General features: G+C 67.7%; 2 protein-coding genes. Both read right to left on the bottom strand.

The window, feature by feature from the left end; all coding sequences use genetic code 11:
• Positions 1-28: 28 nt before the first annotated feature.
• Positions 29-8,065, bottom strand: coding sequence for a non-ribosomal peptide synthetase (locus B0G83_RS02005; RefSeq protein ID WP_105505749.1), 8,037 nt, complete (start codon positions 8,063-8,065; stop codon positions 29-31).
• 36 nt (positions 8,066-8,101) lie between these two features.
• The gene (locus B0G83_RS02000) at positions 8,102-20,266 is read right to left on the bottom strand and encodes a non-ribosomal peptide synthetase (protein ID WP_181156663.1); all 12,165 of its coding nucleotides are present in this window, start codon (positions 20,264-20,266) and stop codon (positions 8,102-8,104) included.
• Positions 20,267-20,422 lie beyond the last annotated feature (156 nt).

Below are 20,422 nucleotides of genomic sequence, written 5' to 3'. Positions count from 1 at the left end.
GATGGCAAACAGCAACGGGACTGACCCGTCAATCCAGTGTTTCGAAAAGATCGTTGAGCGCATCGACGCGCGCGCTGCCCGCCTGGTCGGCGGATGCGCCCACGGCGACGGCTTGCGCGGCCTGCGCGTCGTCGAGCGCGGCGGCCAGCCGTTCGACCGTGCGATGGCGCAGCACGTCGGCCAGCGCAACCTTGCGCGACAGACGCGCCGTGAGCCGCGTCGCGATTCGCACCGCGAGCAGCGAATGACCGCCGAGTTCGAGAAAATCGCCCTGCACGCCGAACGTGTCGAGGTTCAGCACCTCGCGCCAGACCTCGACGACGAGCGTTTCCATCGGCGTGCGCGGGGCGATCGGCGCGCTGTCGGCGAGCGGTGCGATCGGCGGCAATGCGTTGCGGTCGAGCTTGCCGTTACGCGTCAACGGCAATGCGTCCAGACACGCGAACGCGGACGGTACGAGGTGAGCGCTGACACGCGATGCCAGCCACTCGCGCAGGACGGGCCACGGTGTGTCGGGGGCATCGGCGTGCAGGACGGCGTAGGCGGCGAGACAGAGGTCGGCGGTGTGGTTGATGTCCGCCGGGGCGGTCGCGCTGCGTTGCACGACCACGGCCGCGTCGGCGATCCACGGATGCGCGAGCAGATGCGCACGCACTTCCGCCGGTTCGACGCGGAAGCCGCGAATCTTCACCTGATCGTCGATGCGTCCCGCGAACGTGAACGTGCCGTCAGCCTGGCGCCGTACGCGGTCGCCGCTGCGATACGCGCGTGCACCGGCGGGCCCGTTCGGATCGGGCACGAAGCGTTCGGCGGTTTGCGCCGGACGGCCCAGATAGCCGAGCGCGAGCGCCGGGCCGCCGATTAACAGTTCCCCCGCACAACCATCGGGCATCGGCTCGCCGGCACGGTCGACAATGCCCGCGCGTGCATGCGCGAGCGGTGTGCCGAGCGGCAAGCGCTGCAGTGCCAGATGCGCCTCATGCGCCTGCTGCACTTCTTGCGCTTGCTGCACTTCTTGCGCTTGCTGTGCCTCATGCGCCAGCACACCGACCGTCGTCTCCGTCGGCCCATAGTGATTGAACAGCGCGCAGCCGCTCGCGAGCGAACGGATTTGCGCGACGAGCCCCGCTTCGGCCACCTCGCCGCCCAGCACCAGACAGCGGCGCGGCAACACGTCGGCGGGTACGGACGCGCCGCGCAGCAATGCGCCGAGATGGCTCGGCACGATCTTGAGCGCGTCGATGCGTTGTTCTGCCATGTATTGAGCGAACGCTTCGGGATCGGTTGCGCGGGCGTCGTCGATCATGTGCAGCGTCCAGCCGGACCACAGCGCGCCGAGCAACGTGGTGTGACCGAGATCGGCGGCCGGCGTCGACACATACGCCGCGCTGCCGATGCCCGCCGGCAGACGGTCGAGAATCGCGCCGACGTAGGCCGTCATCGCGCCGTGCCCGACCATCACGCCCTTCGGTTCACCCGTCGACCCCGACGTATAAATCACGTACGCGGGTTGCGCGGGATGCGGGACAGCGTGGTCGGCGGCGAAGTCATACGACTTGGCGGCAACGTCATCCGCCGCCATTGTCGGATCGATACACGCGATGGTGTCGCTCAGCGCGTCCTGTCCCGCCGGCAACGCAGCGGCAATCAGATGACGCGCTCCGCTATCGGCGAGTTGGGCGCGCAACCGCTCGCCGGGCGCGGCAATATCGAGCGGCAGATACACGCCGCCCGCACGCCATACGGCGACCAGCGCCACCGCCAGATCGAGCGAACGCGGCAACGCGACCGCCACGATGTCGTCAGCGGCCAGGCCCGCCGCGCGAAGACGCGTCGCCAATTCGCCCGCACGTTGCCAGAGCGCGCTCCAACTCAACGACTGTCCTTCGCAGACAACCGCCGGCAAGTCCGCGCGGCCTTGCGCATGCCGCGCGATGCGCGGCAACAGCGCGCCCGCCGCGCCACGCGCGTCGCCCGTTGCGGGCTGCCGCACGTCGAGCGTCAGCGTGCGTAGCAGCGGATCCGGCTGCACCACCATCCGACGCAAAAGTTGTGTGAAATGCGCGTGAATCCGCGCGACGCGAGCGGCGTCCAGCCGCGCGGCGTCGTATTTCCAGATCAGCGTCGTCTCGCGATCCGGCATTACCACGAGCGTCAACGGATAATGCGCGCGGCCGGCGGATTCGATGCCTTCCAGCGTGAGACCGGTGCCCTTGAGCGCCGCATCCACTGGATAGTTCTCGAACACGAGCAGCGAGTCGAAAAGTGCATCGCCGCTACGTGCGGTCCATTGCTGAATCCGCGAAAGCGGCGTGTGTTCATATTGGCGCAGCGCGCCGTTGTGCTGCTGCAGCGTGTCCAGCCAATTCGAGAGCGGCATGTCTCCCGGCACATCGACCCAAACCGGCAAGCTGTTGATGAACAGCCCGAGCATCTGCTCCACTTCCGGCAAATGCGCCGGACGGCCCGATACCGTCACGCCGAATACCGCCTGGTTGCGATTGCCGTAGCGCGACAGCAGCAACGCCCACGCGCCTTGCAACACGGTATTCAACGTCACGCGATGGCGTCGGGCGGTGTCGCGCAATGCTTCGCTCAGCGTTTCGTCGAGGCAATGTTCGAGCGGCGCGGCTTCTTCCACGACACGATCCGGCTTGCGCTCATCGGTCAGGCCGAGGCTTTCGAGCAGCGTTGCCGGTTCGTCGACGCGTGCGGCCTGCTCGCGCCACCATGCCTCGCCTTCGTCCTTTTGCAGACGCCATTGCACGTAGTCGCGGTACGGCGGCGCGTTCCTGACCGGTTCACGACGCGCGAGCAAGGCTTCATACGCATCCGCTACTTCGCGCATCAGCTGCGCGCTGCTCCAGCCGTCCAGCAACACATGGTGATCGGTCCAGATCAGATCGTGCGCACCATCGGCACGGACAAACAACGCGATGCGCAGCAACGGCGCGCGCTCCGCCTCGAAACCACGTTGCACGTCCTCGCGCATCCACGCGTGAAGCCTCGTTTCATAAGCTTGCGCATCGAGCGACGACCAGTCGTGCTCGGCGTACGGCAAATCAACTTCACGCAACACGACCTGCAATGCGTCGCCGCCATGCCGCGTTTCGAACTGCGTGCGCAGAATCGCGTGCGATGCAACCGCATGCTTCCACGACGAGCGCAACGCCGCGCGATCCAGCTCGCCGCGCAAGGTCAAACGGCGCTGGTTCACATACAGGCCGCTACCGCTTTCCAGCGCGCTATGGAACAGCAGACCCTGCTGAACCGGCGTGGCCGGATAGATATCCTCGACACGCGCAAGGTCCAGATCCAACGACTCGAATTGCGGCTGGCTCAGGCCCGCCAGGGCAAAATCCGCCGCCGTCGCTTCAGCTCGCGCATTGACCGCATGGTCGATCAACCGTTCGAGACTGCGCTCGAAACGCGCTTTCAGCGCCAGCGCCTCCTGCTCCGGCAGAACTTGCGGCGCATAACGCCACGTCACGCCAAGCTTGCCGTCGACGATCCGCGCGTTGATATCCAACGGATATGCGAGCGTCGCCGCGCGATCGGTCAACGCGCCGATTGCCTCGTCGGCGAGCGCAAAGCCGCCACGCTCGGCGAAGTGCCGGTCGAACTGCCCCAGATAATTGAAGCTGACCAGCGGCGCAGGCAAAGTCGCGAGCGAAGCCTTGGTCTCCGTGTCGCCGTACGTGCTCAGCAAACCCCAATGCAAACCGTTGCGCGGCACCGCGCGCCGCCGTGCCTTGGCGTCGATCAGCGCGAGACGGGCGTCGGCTTGCGCTTCGAGCCACAGCGGATAACGCGCGGTAAACCACCCCACGGTCCGGCTTAAATCGAGGTCCGTGTCGCTGTGTGGATCGAACGCATCCAGCGCTTCACGGCCGTGACTTTCCATCGACAACAACACGCCGCCCCGCGTGCCGACTGCCTGCGCAAGCGCCGCGAGCAAGGTCTCCTCGACATTCGTGCGATAAGTCGTACCCGCGCGTTCCACCAGCGTTCGCGTGAAGGCCGTTTCGAACCACGATTCCAGTGTTTGCACCGATGCGACCGTCGGCGCTGCCGCATCATTCGCAGAAACAAAGCCGCGTACGTCCGCGCGCGCAGCGGAAAGCGCACCCCGCCACCATGACAGCTCATTGCGCAACTCGGCACGTCGTGCGTATTGCGCCAAACGCCGCGCCCACACGCTCCACGGCGTGCTCGCGGTCAGTTCGACCGCGGCGGACGCGCTGGCCTGGGCATACGCGCGTTGCAGATCGTCGAGCAACACGCGCCACGACACGCCGTCCACGGCGAGATGGTGAATCGCGATCAGCAGACGGCCGCCCTGCGCAAGACGGAACCAGGCCGCGCGAATCAGCGGACCGGCTTCGATATCGAGCGACTTCTGCAACGAAGTGCCCTGCTGTTCGAGCGCCGCTTGCCAGTCCGCGCGCTCACGCCAGTCGAACACGTCGAGCCGGCACGCCGACGCGTCGCCGACCTGCTGCTGCCACACGGTGTCATGCAGCGCGAAGCGTAAGCGCAACGCGTCGTGCGTGCGGATCAACGCGTCGAGCGAAACGCGTAACGCGGCCTCATCGAGCGTATCCGGCACGCTGAGCAACACAGCCTGATTCCAGTGATGCTGCGCGCCACCGAAACGTTCGAAGAACGCGCGCTGAATCGGCGTGGTGTCGAAGTGTGTCTGGTTTGCCTGCGAACCTTGCACGGCGGCTTGCGTCGCGCCGATCGACGCCCCCGTTGCCGTGACCTTGACCGCGAGCGCCGCGAGTCGCTCGATCACAGGATGATCGAACATCTGCTTGGGGGTGAAACGCAAGCCCGCGCGACGCGCCTGCGCGATCACCTGCAAGCTGAGAATCGAGTCGCCGCCCATTTCGAAGAAGTGATCCGTCACACCGATATCGTCGCGCCGCAAAACGCGTCGCCACACGGCGAGCAGCGTCGCCTCCGCTTCGTTGCGCGGCTCGACGGCCGCCCGCGCGTCAGTCGCGGCCGGCGCGGAGCCGTCACCGGTTTGCGGCGTCGTACCGAACGCCAGCAAGGCCGCACGATCCACCTTGCCGTTTGCCGTGACCGGCAGCGTTGCGAGCGCGCTCACGCGCGCGGGCACCATATGCGCGGGCAGAGTGGCCGCGAGTTCGGCGCGCAAGGCCTCGGCGTTGAGCGATTCGCCCGCGGCGAAAGCGCTCAACTGTAGCGCGCCGTGTTCGTCGGCATGCGCGATGACCACGGCATCCACCACACCGGGCAACGCACGCAACGCCGCCGCGATCTCGGCGGGTTCGACGCGATAGCCGCGCACTTTCACCTGCTGGTCGAGTCGTCCTTCGAAAACCAGTGCGCCGTCGGCGCGTCGATAAGCACGGTCGCCCGTGCGGTAAAGACGCGCGCCCGGCGTGCCGTGCTGATCGGGCACGAAGCGCTCGGCAGTCGCGGCCGCGCGGCCATGATAGCCACGCGCCGGCGTCGCACCGCCGACGCAGATTTCACCGCTTGCACCAGGCAAAGCGGCATTGCCGTCGGCGTCGAGCAAATAAACGCCGGCGCCTTCGAGCGGAAAACCGAGCGGCAACGCGGCCGCTGCGCCGGCTTGCGCGAGTTCGGCGGGATCGAGACGCTGCGTGAGGACGCCGACCGTCGTTTCGGTCGGTCCGTAGTGATTGAGCACCGCGCAGTCGGGCGCGAGCGCCACGATTCGCGTAAGCAGTGCGAGACCGGCGGCCTCGCCGCCGAGCACGAGAGCGCGACGCGGCAAGGCGCGCGCGGCGTCGGCGGCATGCAACAGACCGGCCAGATGACCGGGGACGATTTTCAGCACATCCACCGCATGCCGCGTCATTGCGGCGGCAAAGCGGTCCGGGTCGCGCATGTCGGTGTCGCTGAACAGGTTCAGACGCCAGCCTGCCGCCAGCGCGCCTAACAGCATGGTATGGCCGAGATCGGCGGCGGGCGTCGACGTGTACGCGGCGCTTTCGATCCCGTCAGGCAGACGGCGCAAAACGGCGTGGGTGTAGCTCGCCAGTGCGCCGTGCGAAACGGTCACGCCTTTAGGCTCGCCCGTGGAGCCGGACGTATAGATCAGGTAGGCCGCTTGCCGCGGATGAGCGGATTCGTTCGGCGCGGTATGTTGGTGGTCATCGGCTTCGACGACTTGGGTGTCGGCAAAACACGGATCCGCGACGATCGTTTCGCAAGCCGCGTCGGCGGCAAGTGCTCCGATGCGCGCAGCGTCGTTGGCCGCGCAGATCACACAGCGCGCGCCGCTGTTTTTCAATTGCCAGATAAGACGCGCATCGGGGGCGCCGAGATCGAGCGGCACATAGACCCCGCCCGCCCGCCAGACGCCGAGCACACTCACGACGAGTGCGGCGCTGCGCGGCTGCGCGACCGCCACGGGCGTCTCCGCCCGTACGCCGAGTCCACGCAGACGCTGAGCAAGCAAACCGGCACGCGCCCACAACTCGGCCCATGAAAGCGTCAGTGCATTTCCCGCTGCGTCTTCTTCGACACAGGCAATCGCGTCGCGTTGCGGCGAGCCATTCGCCGCCCGCGCGGCAACGCGCGAAAGCACGCTGGCCGGACTCTCCTGCGCGATCGATTGCACAGGCGCCGCGGGGACGTCGAGCGAGAGTTCGCCCACACGCTGCAGCGGATCGGCGGCGAATGCGTCGAGTACAGCGGCGAGCGTGTCGATCAGCCCGCGCACATCGCGATGCGTGAATCGCGCGCAGCGGTACGAGAGGACAAGCCGCAGCGTTTCACCCGGCACCGCGATCAGGCTGAGCGGATAGTGGTTGCGTCCGCTGCTGTAGACGGCGCCATGGGTTTGCGCATCGATGTCCATTTCCGCATCGGGTACGGCCTGAGTCTCAGCATCCTGATCCAGCCGACTAATCATGAGCCCATCATCACGCGCCGCCGAACTCACATGCTGCGGAAAATTTTCGAACACGACGATGCTGTCGAACAGCGTCGCGTCCGCGTCGAGCCCGGCGCGGGCGCGCAGTTTCGCAAGCGGCACGTGTTCGAGCGGTCGCAGTGCGTGGTTCGCCTGTTGCACCTCGTCGAGCCATGCGCCGACGCTCGCCTGCGGCGCTACGCGCAACGCGAGCGGCAACGTGTTCACGAACATGCCGACCATGCGCGCGACGTCTGGCGCTTCGGCGGGACGGCCCGATACGGTCACCCCGAAGCACACCTCGCGCGTCCTCGCGTGACGCGACAGCAGCCAGGCCCAGGCCGCCTGCACCAGCGTGTTCAGTGTCAGGCGACGCTCGCGCGCAAAGCGCTCCAGCGTCGCGGTGCGCGTTGCGTCGAGCACCACGGTTTGCTCGGCAAACGGCGCGCGAGCGGCGGCATCGGGAGCGGCGTGGGCAGCGGCGGCAGCATGCGCCCGGCTCGCCGGCAACGGCGTCGGCCAGCCATCGTGCGCGAGCAGCGGCGGCAACGCGGTGTCGTCGAACGTGCGCTTTTTCAGCCATTCCACGTACTGATGAAACGGCGGCTCGGCCGTTTCGTCGGCGACGCTCGCGCTGCCCGAGCGATGCCGGTCGTAAGCGGCGATGCAATCCGCCAGCACCGCCGCCAGACTCCAGCCGTCGATCTGGATGTGATGCAGCCGCCACACGAACCAGTATCGCGCGTCGCCGACTCGCAGCAGTTGCAGTTCGAGACTCGCCGCGTGTTCGAAGTCGAAACCGCGCGTACGCGCAGCCTGCCACTGCGCCGCCAGTTTCGCGTGCTGTTCGGCGGCCGGGAGTGCCCGCCAGTCGTCGAGCGCGAGAGTGGCGTCGCTCGTGCGATACACCACCTGCAACGGCGACTTCAGCCCGTTCCAGCGGAAGTCCGTGCGCAGCATCGCATGCTTCGCGACCACCGTGCGCCACGCGCGACCCAGTGCATCGACGTCGAGCGGACCCGCGAATTCCAGCACCTTCTGTGCGTAATACGGGTCCGCGTCGCCGCGCAATGCAAGCGCGAGCATGCCGGCCTGAATGTCGGTGAGCGGCGCGATCTTCTCGATGTTGTCTTTGAGGCGAAACGTCATGGCGCGAGCCCTGCAATGGAACGGCACAAAATAATTTCACGCATCGAAGCTCTCCAGCAGATTGTCCAGATCGTCCTGATCGATCTGACTGCCGAAATCGGACGGCGTGTACTGCGGCGCGGCCCGATCGCACTGCGCGACCAGCAGGTCGAGCCGCGCGGCGAACCCGTCGACCAGCGCCTGCACACGCGGCGCGGCCAGTTGCTCGCCGGCGAAGCGCCAGCTGATCGCGAGCTTGCCGCGCGCGATCTTGGCGTTGATGTCGAGCGCCCACGTGAACGGCGCATCGGCCGCGACCGGCCAGCCCGCGTGTTCGGTCGCGAAGCGCCAGCGGCTCGCGGCATCGAGACTCGGATCGAACTGGCCGAGGTAGTTGAAGCTGATTCGCGGCGCCGGTAGCGCGGCGAGCGTCGCGCGTACCGCCTCGCTGCCGTGCGCGTTGAGCAAGCCCCAATGCAGGCCGTTGTGCGGAACCGCGCGGCGGCGCTCCTTGGCATCGATCAGCGCGCGATGCGCGTCGTCGTGCGCATCGAGCCACAGCGGATAGCGCGTCGTGAACCAGCCGACAGTGCGGCTCAGATCGAGTTCCGCGTCGCCGAGCGCCTCGCGGCCATGTCCTTCGAGCGACACCAGAGCGCCACGCGTGTCGCACCATTCATGCAGCGCTTGTGCGAGCGCGGCCAGCAACACTTCCTCGACGCTCGCGCGATAGGCCTTCGGCGCTGACTGCACCAGCCGGCGAGTCGCCGCTTCGTCGAGTTCGAGCGAGACCGCCTCGGTGTCGGCCATGCGCGGCAGCCGCGACGGCACCACGAACGACGCGCTCGCGGTATCCGGACTCTCCGCGTTGGCAAGCGCCTCGCGCCACCAGCCGGCTTCGTTGGCCACCTCGTCGTGCCGAGCATGCGCGATCGCGCGCTGCACCCATGCGCTCCACGGCAGATTCGCCGGCAACGTCGGCGTGCGCCGGGCGAGCGCCTGTTCATAGGCGGATTGCAATTCGTCGAGCAGCACGCGCCACGACACGCCATCCACGGCGAGGTGATGAATCGCGATCAGCAAACGCCCTTCGCCACGCAGACGGAAATAGCCCGCGCGCAGCAGCGGTCCGTGAGCGATGTCGAGTGTCGATTGCAAATGTTCGCCAGCCTGCGCGAGCGCGTCGTGCCAGGCTTCGTGCTCGCGCCAGTCGAACACCTGCAGCGCGCAGGCCGACGCTTCGCCCACCTGCTGCTGCCATGCGCCTTCGCTGCGGAAGAACCGCAGACGCAATGCGTCGTGCGCCGCGATCAGCGCGTCGAGCGCCGCACGCAAGGCCGTTTCGTCGAGTTCGCCTCGAACCGCGAGCAGTGTCGACTGATTCCAGTGGTTCTCGCCGTGCGGGAACTGGTCGAAGAAAGCACGCTGAATCGGCGTGAGACCAAGCGGCTCATGCGTCACGGCAAGCGCCGCGTGCGGCTCGGCGCTTTGCACGAGCGGAACGAGCGCGGCCACCGTGGGATGCTCGAACACCTGGCGCGTGCTGATCTTCAAGCCGGCCTGCCGGGCTCGCGCGACGATCTGCAAGCTCAGGATCGAATCGCCGCCCGCTTCGAAGAAGTTGTCGGCGACACCGAGGTCCTCGCGACCGAGTACCGCGCGCCAGATGTCGAGCAGGCTGCGTTCCGCCTCGCTCGACGCGTCCACGCGCTCGCCCGACAAAACCGGAGCGGGCAACGCGGCCCGGTCGAGTTTGCCGTTGCCCGTGAGTGGCAACGCGTCGAGCGGCACCAGCACGTGCGGCACCATGTGCGCGGGCAGACGCGTGGCGAGACGCTCGCGCAACGCGGCGGCGTCGAACGTGGCGCCCGGCGCGCCGACCACATAGGCGACCAGTTGCGCGCTGTCGTCGCGTACCAGCGCGACGGCGTCGCTGACGTCCCGATCGGCCAGCAGCGCGTGACGCACTTCACCCAGCTCGATGCGGAAGCCGCGCAACTTCACCTGCGCGTCGTCCCGGCCAAGGTAGTCGAAGGTGCCGTCGGCGAGCACGCGGGCGCGATCGCCGGAGCGATACAGACGCGAGCCCGGCGCGCCGAACGGATCGGGCACGAAGCGCTCGGCCGTCAGCGAGGGGCGTCCCACGTAGCCGCGCGCCACACCGGCGCCGCCGACACACAATTCGCCCGCGGCCGACAATTCGCCGGTTGCGTTGCGCACTGCAAGACCCAGATCGGGCAACGGCGCACCGATCGGCGACTGCGCGTGCGAGCCCGTTTTTGCGCTGGACGTATCCTCGAGATCGCTCGCCGCGAGCAGATACGTGGTCACGTGAACGGTGGTTTCGGTAATGCCGTACATGTTGACCAGTTGCAGGCCGCCCGGCGCACGCATGCGATGCCAACGCGCCAGCGCCGCCGGTTCGAGTTTCTCGCCGCCAAAAATCACGAGGCGCAGCGAAGCGAGCGGCGTCGCGTCGACTTCCGGCGCGAGATCGTGTTGCATCAACGCGCCGAACGCGGAGGGCGTCTGATTCAGCACGCTCACCTGTTCATTGCGCAGCAACGCGTGAAACGCGGGGGTGTCGCGCGTGATCCAGTAAGGCACGACGACGAGCCGCGCACCCGTGCACAGCGCACCGAACAGTTCCCAAACGGAGAAATCGAACGCGCTCGAATGGAACAGCGTCCAGACGTCGTCCGCGTGAACGGGGTGACGTTGCGCCGCCGCGTCCAGCAGACGCGCGACGTTGCCGTGCGTGATGCCGACGCCCTTCGGCTGGCCCGTGGAGCCGGACGTGTAGATGATGTACGCCAGCTGTTCCCGGTGTAGCTGCGAAGAGTGCCCGGCGCGCGACGGCGTATTCGCGGTCCGATCCGCCGGGCCTGAATTCAGCAGCGACACCACGTTGAGATCGCGCAATAGCGCTGCGTGACGCGCGGCGCTGTCGTCGTCGGCCAGTACGGTTTCGATTCCCGCGTCGGCGAGCAGATAGCTCAGGCGTTCATGCGGATAATCGGGATCGAGCGGCACATAGGCGGCGCCCGCTTTCAGCACACCGAGCACACCCGCAACCAGTGCGTTGCCGCGTTGCGCGCAGAGACCCACACGCGTTTCCGCGCGCGCGCCTTGCGCCACCAGACGGGCGGCCACCGCGTCGGACCAGCGGTCGAGTTCGCCATACGTGAGTTGCTCTGTGCCGCAGGTGAGCGCGCGAGCGTCCGGCCGGCTGCGAACCTGTTCCGCGAAACGGGCGAGCACGCTTTCAAACGCGAAGGTCGCGCGCGGTTCGGCCCACGTCGAAGCCGCCGCTGGCGCCGGCAACGCGAAGTTGCGCAATCGCCCTTGCGCCCGCGCGGCGACGATCTGTGAAAGCAGCGCGACGTAGCCTTCGGCGACTGTGTCGAGTGTCGAACGGTCGAGGCGTGTGGCGTCCGCGGTCCAGCCGAGTTCGAGCGCGTCGCCGACCAGCGCCGTCACCGTCAGCGGATAGTGGCTGCGCTCGCTAGCTTCCACCGCCGTGATGCGCAGCGGTGCATCGCCGGCACGCAGTGCGGGACTCACCGGATAGTTTTCGAAGACGAGCACGCTGTCGAATAACGTGTCGCCACTGCGTCCCGACCACTGCTGCACGCGCGCTAGCGGTGTGGCCTCGTGTTCGCGCAGCGCGGCATTCGCGCCTTGCAACGCGCGCGCCCAATCGCCGAATTCCATCGCGGACGGCACATCCGTTTCGAGCGGCAATGTGTTGATGAAAAGGCCCACTGTGCGGCTGATTCCTTCGGGTGCAACACCGCGGCCCGATACGGTCACGCCGAACGCGGCGCGTGCGCGATCGGCGCGGCGCGCGAGCAGCAACGCCCAGGCAGCCTGCAACACGGTGTTGACGGTGACGCGCGCGGCGCGTGCGGTCTGCGCGAGTTGCGCGGTGAACGAGGCGTCGAGCACGCGATGCAGGCGCAGCGCGGGCGCGGCGGCGGCAGCGTTTGCGTCCGCCTCGGTGTCTGCGTCCGAATCCGCATGGCTCAGCGGAGACAGCAACGCGGGCGCACCATCCAGCAGCAAGGCGGGCGGCTTCGTGTCGTCGCTCGCGAGATGCGCGCGCCACCATGCCTCGTCGCCATGACGACCCTGCAGCCACGCGACGTAATCGCGCCATGCGGGTGCGCCGTTCCGCGGCGTCGTGTCCAATGCGGCACGTCCCTCGGCGCGTACGGCGTGATAGTCCGCGAGCACCTCGTCGAGCAATTGCGCGGCGCTCCAGCCGTCGGTCAGCAAATGGTGGGTGGTCCACACCAGATCGTGCGCACCGTCAGGGCGTGCAAACAGTGCGAGGCGCCAGAGCGGCGCGTGCGCGAGATCGAAAGGACGCGCGCGATCGGCGGCGAGCCAGGCGTCGAGGCGTGCGTCGTAGCCAGCTCCTTGTGTGTGCCAATCGTGGCGCTGCCAGTCCAACGCCAGCGTGCGATGCACCACCTGCAACGGCATCCCGCCATGTGCCCATTCGAACGACACGCGCAACACCTCGTGACGCGCGAGCGCCGCTTCCCAGGCCGTGCGCAACGCGTCGCCGTCGAGCGCGCCGGCCAGCGTGAGACGCTTCTGATTCACGTAGACGCCCTGCGCCGCGCCTTCGAGTGCGTGGAACAACAGGCCTTGCTGCACCGGCGTCGCCGGGTAAAGATCGGCCACGTTCTGGAACGGCAACGCGAGGCGTGCCAGCGCGGCACTGTCGAGTCCGGCAAGCGGGAAGTCTTCAGGCGTCGCACCCGGCGCGGCTTGCGCGCAATGCGCGATCAGCTCGCGCAGGGCCGCATTGAAGCGATCGGCGAGCGCCTGAGCGCTGTCGTCGTCGAGCAGACCGCCGGCGTAGCGCCACTGCACCCGCAATTCACCGGCTACGACCATTGCGTTCAGATCCAGCGCGTAGTGCAGCGCGCTGGCCGGATCCGTGCTGTCGTCGACCAGTTCCGGACGCAACGCGATGCCCGCCGCGCCGGGCGTGCCGTCGAACTGCCCGAGATAGTTGAAGCTGACCTGCGGCGCGCTCAGGTTTTGTAACGCGGCGGCCGCGCGTTCCCAGCCGGCCGCGTGAGCGGCGGCGGCGCGCAACAAGGTTTTGGTGGTGCGCAGCGTCGCCAGGCGAGTTTCCGCGGCGTCCGCTTTCTCAGTTGCGTTTCCGGTTGCGTTTCCGGTCGCCTTGTCGGTCGCGTTCAGCCACAGCGGATAGCGCTGCGTGAACCAGCCGACCGTTTGAGACACGTCCACATCGTCGCGACGCAGCGCGCGGCCGTGGCCTTCCAACGACACCAGCACACCGCCCCACGCGTCGCAGGAAAGCGCGAGCGCGGCGAGCAACATGTCCTCCACGCCGGTGCGCAACGCGTGCGACGTGCCTTGCAGCAGGACGCGCGTCGCATCGACATCCAACGTACTGGTCAGCGTACGCGCGTCGCACACGCGCTGGCCTTGCAAAGCCTCGGCGGGCCACAGCGGGCGCGAAGCCTGCAAGGTCTCGCGCCACCACGCTATGTCGCCATCGGCCTCCGTCACGTGCGAAGACGGCGCCGACACGCGGGCGCTGTCCACCCACACGCTCCACGGCATCGACACGCGTGCGGCAAACGGCGCTTCCCCACGCGCCAGACGCTCGCACGCGAGACCGAGTTCGGCGATCAGCACACGCCATGACACGGCGTCCACAATCAGGTGATGCGCGGCCAGCAGCAAACGATTCGTCGTCGACGCGCCGCGCCGCACGAGCAAGGCGCCGAACAACGGCCCCTGCGCGAGATCGAAACCGCGTTGCAGGCGCGCGGCGGCTTCGGCCTGCTTCTGCTCCTGCGCGCTGTCATCGCCTGCCTCGACGACATCGAAACGCACATCGCCCGCGCCTTGCACCTGCTGATGCCAGGCGTGCGCCTCGTCGCGCACGAAGCGCAAGCGCAGCGCATCGTGACGTTCGACCAGCGCGCGCAACGCCGCGTGCAATACGTTGGCGTCGAGCGTAGCGGGCACGTCCAGCCACACCGCCTGGTTCCAGTGCGCCGGCGCCTGCGGATGACGCTCGAAGAAATGCCGCTGCGCCGCCGTCAGCGGCAGCGGCGCGCGACGCTCGTTCCATTCGCGCGCGCTGCCCGTTTGCTCGCGCATCAACGCCGCGAGTCGCGCCACGCTCGGCGCGTCGAACACTTCGCGCGGGGTGACCGCATAGCCGGCATCGCGCAGACGCGCCACCACTTGCAGCGTGAGAATTGAATCGCCGCCTGCTTCGAAGAAATCGTCGGTGACGCCGAGGTCGTCGCGCTGCAGCACCTTGCGCCACACGTCCAGCACGATGCGTTCGCGCGCGTCGCGCGGCGCGATGCTGGCGGCCGGCGCGACCGGCGCGGCCGGCAGCGCGGCGCGGTCGAGCTTGCCGTTCGGCATCAACGGCAACGCGTCGAGGCGCATGAACGCAGAGGGAATCATATGCGCCGGCAGTCTGGCTTCGAGCGCCGCGCGCAACGTAGCAGCCTCGTCCTGCGGGTTGCCGTGTGCCGACCCGCCCGTTTTCATATTCAGTTCGCCGACCCAGTACGCGACAAGGCGCTTATGGCCGGCGTCGTCGCGTGCCATTACGAGCGCATCGCGCACGCCCTCGCAACTGCGCAGCGCCGCTTCGATCTCACCGGGTTCGATACGGAAACCGCGCAGCTTGATCTGTTCGTCCAGACGCCCCAGAAAATGCGCCTCACCCTGCGTGCCGATGCGTCCCAGGTCGCCGCTGCGATACACGCGGCTACCCGGCGCACCGTGCGGATCGGGCACGAAGCGCTCGGCGGTCAATGCCGGACGGCCGAGATAACCGCGCGCGAGCGTGGTGCCGCCAATGCACAACTCGCCCTGGCCGCCTTGCGGCAGCGAACCGCCATCGGCATCGATCACGGAAAGCGTGCGCGACGCGAACGGCACGCCGATCGGCGCGGTGGCGTACGCCGCATCCGCCGCGACGGTCGCGCGATGCAAACAGGCCACCGTGGTTTCGGTCGGGCCGTACAGGTTGTCGACGCGGATCGACGCGAGCGGCGAGCGTTGCCATGCGGCGAGCGCATCGCCCGGCAACGCCTCGCCGCCAACCGTGATTTGCCGCAGCGATTCGAAACGACGCTTCTCCGGCTCGCGCAACCATTGCTGCCAGAACGCGGTCGGAATACGCGCGAAGCTCACATGCTCGTCTTCGAGCGCGGCGTTGAGCGTCGCGAGGTCCCATTGCGCGGCGCCACGCATCAGCACGCGGCCGCCCTGCATCAGCGCGGGCAGCATCTCGTGCAAGGCGACGTCGAAGTTGATCGTCGAGATCTGCAACTGCGTGTCCGTGTCGCGGATACCGTACGCGCGCACGAAGTCGCTCAGGTGACGGCCAAGCGCTGCATGCGACACCGCCACGCCTTTCGGACGGCCGGTCGAACCCGACGTGTAGATCACGTACGCCAGCGCCTCGGGATGCACGGCGGTGACGAGCGGCGCGGCGTCTTCGGCGCGCACGTCTTCCACTTGCAGAATGCGGCGGCCGTCGAGCAAGCTGCCCACGCGTTCGGCACTCGCCCGGTCGACGAGAACGATTTCGATGCCGGCGTCGTCGAGCATCGTGGCGAGGCGCGCGGCCGGATAATCGGCGTCGAGCGGCACGAAGGCAGCGCCGGCCTTGAGGATGCCGAGCAACGCGCACGGCAGGGCCACCGAGCGCGAGACACACAGGCCCACGCGAACGTCGGCGAGCGGCGCGGCATACTCGCGCTGCAAACGGCGCGCGATCTGATTCGACCATCGTTCGAGCGAGCGGTAGTCGATCGCGTTGCCGTCGCACTTCACCGCCACGGCGGTAGGCCGCGTGCGGGCCTGCGCGGCAATCGCCTTCCAGACCGGTTCGAACGTCGAGGTGCCGGTTTGTGCCGAGGCGGCGAGAGCCGTGAGTACCGTTTGCCCCGTACCGCGCGACAAACGCAGGCCGGCGAGCGGCGTCGCGCCGGCGTCGGCGAATTGTTCGAGCACTTCGAGGTAATGCGCGGCCAGACGTTCCACCGTGGATTCGTCGAAGACGTCGCAGGCGTAGTCGAATGCAAGCTCGAGTGCGCCGTTCTGTTCGGCCACGTTGAGCGCCAGATCGAACTGCGCGCCGCGCGTGAGGTTTTCGATGTCACGCAATTGCAGATGGCGCGAATGCGCGAGCGCCGCGCGATCGATGCCTTCGTAATTGAAGAGCGTCTGGAACAGTCCGCCGTGCGAGCCGTCGCGCGGTCCGCCCAGTGCGGCCACCACACGCGCTAGCGGCGCCTGCTGATTGGCGAGCGCTTCGAGCAACACGGCGCGCGTTTGATCGAGCCACCCGGAGCACGTCAGGCGACCGGAGATCGACACCGGCAGCGCCAGCGTGTTGACGAAGTAGCCGAGCGCGCCGCGGCTTGCCGCACTCTCGCGACCGGCCACCGGCACGCCGACGCGAAATTCACGCTGGCCGCTATAGCGATGCAGCAACGCCGTCCAGGCCGCGTACTGCACCATGAAGGGCGTGGCACGCGCCGCCTGGGCGAGTGCGTTGAGGCGTTTCACGAGACCTGCGGGCACGTGCAGCGAGACCCGTTCGCCCACGTCGCTGCGTTGCGCTGCGCGCGGGCGGTCCAGCGGCAACGCGAGTTCCGCCACCGGCGACGCGAGCCGCGCACGCCACCACGCGAGTTGTGTATCGAGCGCCGCGCGATGGGCGGCGTCGTTCTCGCCGCGTGCGTAGGTCGCGTATTGCAGCGGCGCGGCGGCGAGCGCCGCCGACGGCACGCCGTCGACGCGCGCGTCGTAAGCGGCACACCACTCGTTGAGCAGCAACGCGAGCGACTGTGCATCGGCAACGATGTGATGCACGTGCAGATGCACCACGTGCTCTTCGTCGCTCATGCGGCAAAGGGCGACGCGCAACAACGGATCGTGCGCGAGATCGAAAGGTTGCTCGGCCAGATCGCCGAGCAACGCATAGAGGCGCGCGTCGCGCACGCCGCTGTCGAACCTCGAAAAGTCCTCGCGCCGCCATTGCGCGGCGCGCACGTCGTCGACGATCTGAGCCGGCACGCCGTCTGTCTCGACAAAGCGGGTACGCAGGATCGCGTGACGCCGCACGATATCGCCGAGCGCCGCTTCGAAGACCGCTTCGTCCAGTTTGCCGCCGATCCGTACGCTCGCCGAAATCGAATTCGCCGTGCCTTGCGGGTCGAGTTGCCAGAGCAGATAGAGGCTCGTCTGACCGGCACTTAGCGGCGCCGGCTCGCGCTGATCGATCGAGACGACGCTGTCCGCCTGGTCAACGGATTGCGCGACCCGCTGAGCGGCGTCGCGCAGTTGCGCCACACCCAACCGCGTCAACGCCGCCGCCTGGGCCGCGATGGTGGGATGTTCGAACACGAAGGCGATCGGCAACGCGGTGTCGAATCGCGCGTTGATCGCAGCCGCCAGTTGGGCCGCGACGATCGACTGACCGCCGCTCACGAAGAAATCGTCGTCGCGTTGCACGTGACGCAGCGACGGCAATGCATGCCACAACGCGGCTATGCGCTCTTCCAGCGCGTCGCCGTCGAACGGCGCCATCGCGGTGCGTTGCGGATCGTCGGTCGCGAGTTCGGCATTTGCGTCATGTACGTAACGCGCCACGCAGGCCAGCGAGCCATCGGCAAAACCCGTGGCGCAAGCGGCGCGCCGCAGTTTGCCGCTCGACGTGCGCGGCAACGCGCCGGCTTCGAGCAGCAGAACGGCGCCCACCGGCTCGCCGATCGAGGCGGCCACCGCGCGCCGGATCGTATCGATCACGGCCTCCTCTGCGCCATCACGCTGCGCGGCGCGCGCCAGTTCCGCCGCCACGCCGATGGCTTCCGCGCCGTTCGCGTCACGCACGGCGAAGGCCGCGATCCGGCCGCTGCGCAGTCCGTCGACCTGCGACAGCGCGCGTTCGATATCCTGCGGATAGACGTTGCGACCGCGCAGGATAATCAGATCCTTCACGCGCCCGGTGACGAACAGGCGGCCGTCGTTCACGAAACCGAGGTCGCCGGTACGCAGCCAGCGCGTACCGTTCACCGCATCGGGAACGAACGTGGCCGCGCTCGCCGCCGGCTTGTTCCAGTAGCCCTGCGCAATGCTCGCGCCACCCAGATGAATTTCGCCGACGCCGCCATCCTCCAGCACCGCGCCCGTTGCGGGGTCAACGATTTTCAGCGAAAGATCCGGTGTGGACCGGCCACAATCGACCAGCGGCGTCGCCGCGCGGTCTTCGCTTTCGGCCTTGCGTCCAGCGCCTTGCGCGAGTGCATTCACCTCGAACAAAGGCGCGAGCGCGCCCTCGCCCGCCACCCCGCCGCTCGCGAACAGCGTCGCTTCGGCAAGCCCATAGCAGGGATACAACGAGCCTTCGCGCAGACCTGCCGACGCCGCCTTGCGCGCGAACGCGTCGAGCGTGGCGGCCTGGATCGGCTCCGCCCCGCAGAAGGCCACGCGCCAGCACGACAGGTCGAGCCCGTCGAACTGCCTGTCGCGCACACGGTCCGCGCACAATTGATAGGCGAAATTCGGACCGCCGCTGACGGTGGCGCGATAACGCGAGATGGCTCGCAACCAGCGCGCCGGTTGTTCGAGGAAATGCTGAGGATCGAGCAGCACGAGTTCGAAGCCGAAATACAGCGGCAACATCAGGCCGCCGATCAAACCCATGTCGTGGTAGAGCGGCAACCAGCTCAGCATGACGTCGCGCGTCGCGTCGATCGACATGCCCGCGTGAATCGCCTGTTCGTTGGCCGCGATGTTGGCGTGGCTGACCATTACGCCCTTCGGCTCCGAGGTCGAGCCCGACGTGTATTGCAGGAATGCGAGCGCATCGAGCCGGGGACGCTCGAAAGCGAGCGGCGCAGCTTGCTGTGTTTGCTCCGGCGTGAGCGCGATACAAGCGCTGCTTTGTGAATCGCCAACGAGCGCGCTCCACTGAGCCTGCTGCTCCGCGCCGACGATCGCGATACGCGGCGAACAGTCCGCCTGCATCGCGCGCAAACGTTCGAGGTGTTGCGCATGTTGCGGCTGCGGCGCATACGCCGGCACCGCGACGAGGCCCGCATACAGGCAGGCGAAAAAGTTGACGACGTAATCGAGGCCGCTCGGCAGCAATATCATCACGCGCTCGCCGGGCGCGGCGTGCTCGCGCAACGCGGCAGCGGCGCGCTGCACGCGCTCGAGCAACTGCGTGTAGCTGAGCGCCCGTTCGTCGGCGACGCCGTCCGCCAGATAGCGCAGCGCGATTGCATGCGGGCGGTGGTACGCGTGATCGACCAGGCGCGAGACGATGTCGTCGTGAGCCGCGGAACCGTTGGCGCTCGCGTCGTGCGCCGCGCGCGCGAGGCGCGACTTGCGGCTCAGGAACGGGCAAACGTCGCCGGCGCGCGCGTTGTCGTCGCCGAGAAAATACTGTTTCCACTCCAGATTGCCGGGGTCGCCGTAAAAGCCGAGGTCGGGATGCGGGTCGACCGCGTCCCATTTCAGCAAACGCTGGCGCACCTGATTGCGCGCCTCGCGGCCGATCACCTTGTTCGTGATGGTGTCGACGAACACCGCGCGCGGCTGGAACAGCAGCACCATGCCGGGCCCGAGATTGCGGCTGTGGCGCGTGGCAAACGACGGGCACGCGCACACCACGAACATTTCGATGCCGGCGTACGAGAACTCCCAGTTTTCATCGGAGGGATCGGGATACGAATCGGCGGCGGCATTCGGATCGACGTCGTGCAGCGCCTGCAGGATGCGCCAGAAATGACGCTGATACTCGTCGTGCGAAAGCGGCTCGGCGTCCGGCTCGAAGAACACCGCGATATTGTTCTTGCGATAGTCGGGCATGGCCGCGAGTCGCGCGAAGGTCTCCATCGACCCTGCCAGGTCCGTGGTGTCCTTACCGTTCACGAACGCGTAAAACATCTCGCCGCGCTTCTCGGCGACGGTGCCGAAGAAGCACGGATACGCCGGGTGCATCACCTGCTCGCGCAGCGTGTCATACGAGGACGCGAGCCACGCCGGCAGTTCCACCTGCGCACCGATCGCGTCGCCGCGAATCACGCGGCTGGTCCAGTCGGCGGCATTGCAGGCACTCGCGCGCGCTTCCAGCGACAACGGCAAAGCGGCATCGCCCAGCGTGCCGTGAGATTCATTCGGTTCCATCATGCTCCCTTGATTTCGTCGACCGGACGCGCGCCGACGCGCGCCCGCCATGCGCGCCGCTCGCGGCCACGCTGATTTAGCTGGGTTTTCGTGGGGAGAATCGCGACGCTTCGGGATGAGCGTCTTTATTCTGAAGACACGGACCGCCGCGCACGGCGG

The organism is Paraburkholderia sp. BL21I4N1 (assembly GCF_002973525.1).
Classification (GTDB): domain Bacteria; phylum Pseudomonadota; class Gammaproteobacteria; order Burkholderiales; family Burkholderiaceae; genus Paraburkholderia.
The sequence above is the reverse complement of the archived record's forward strand: the minus strand, read 5'-3'. Positions and strand labels throughout refer to the sequence as shown.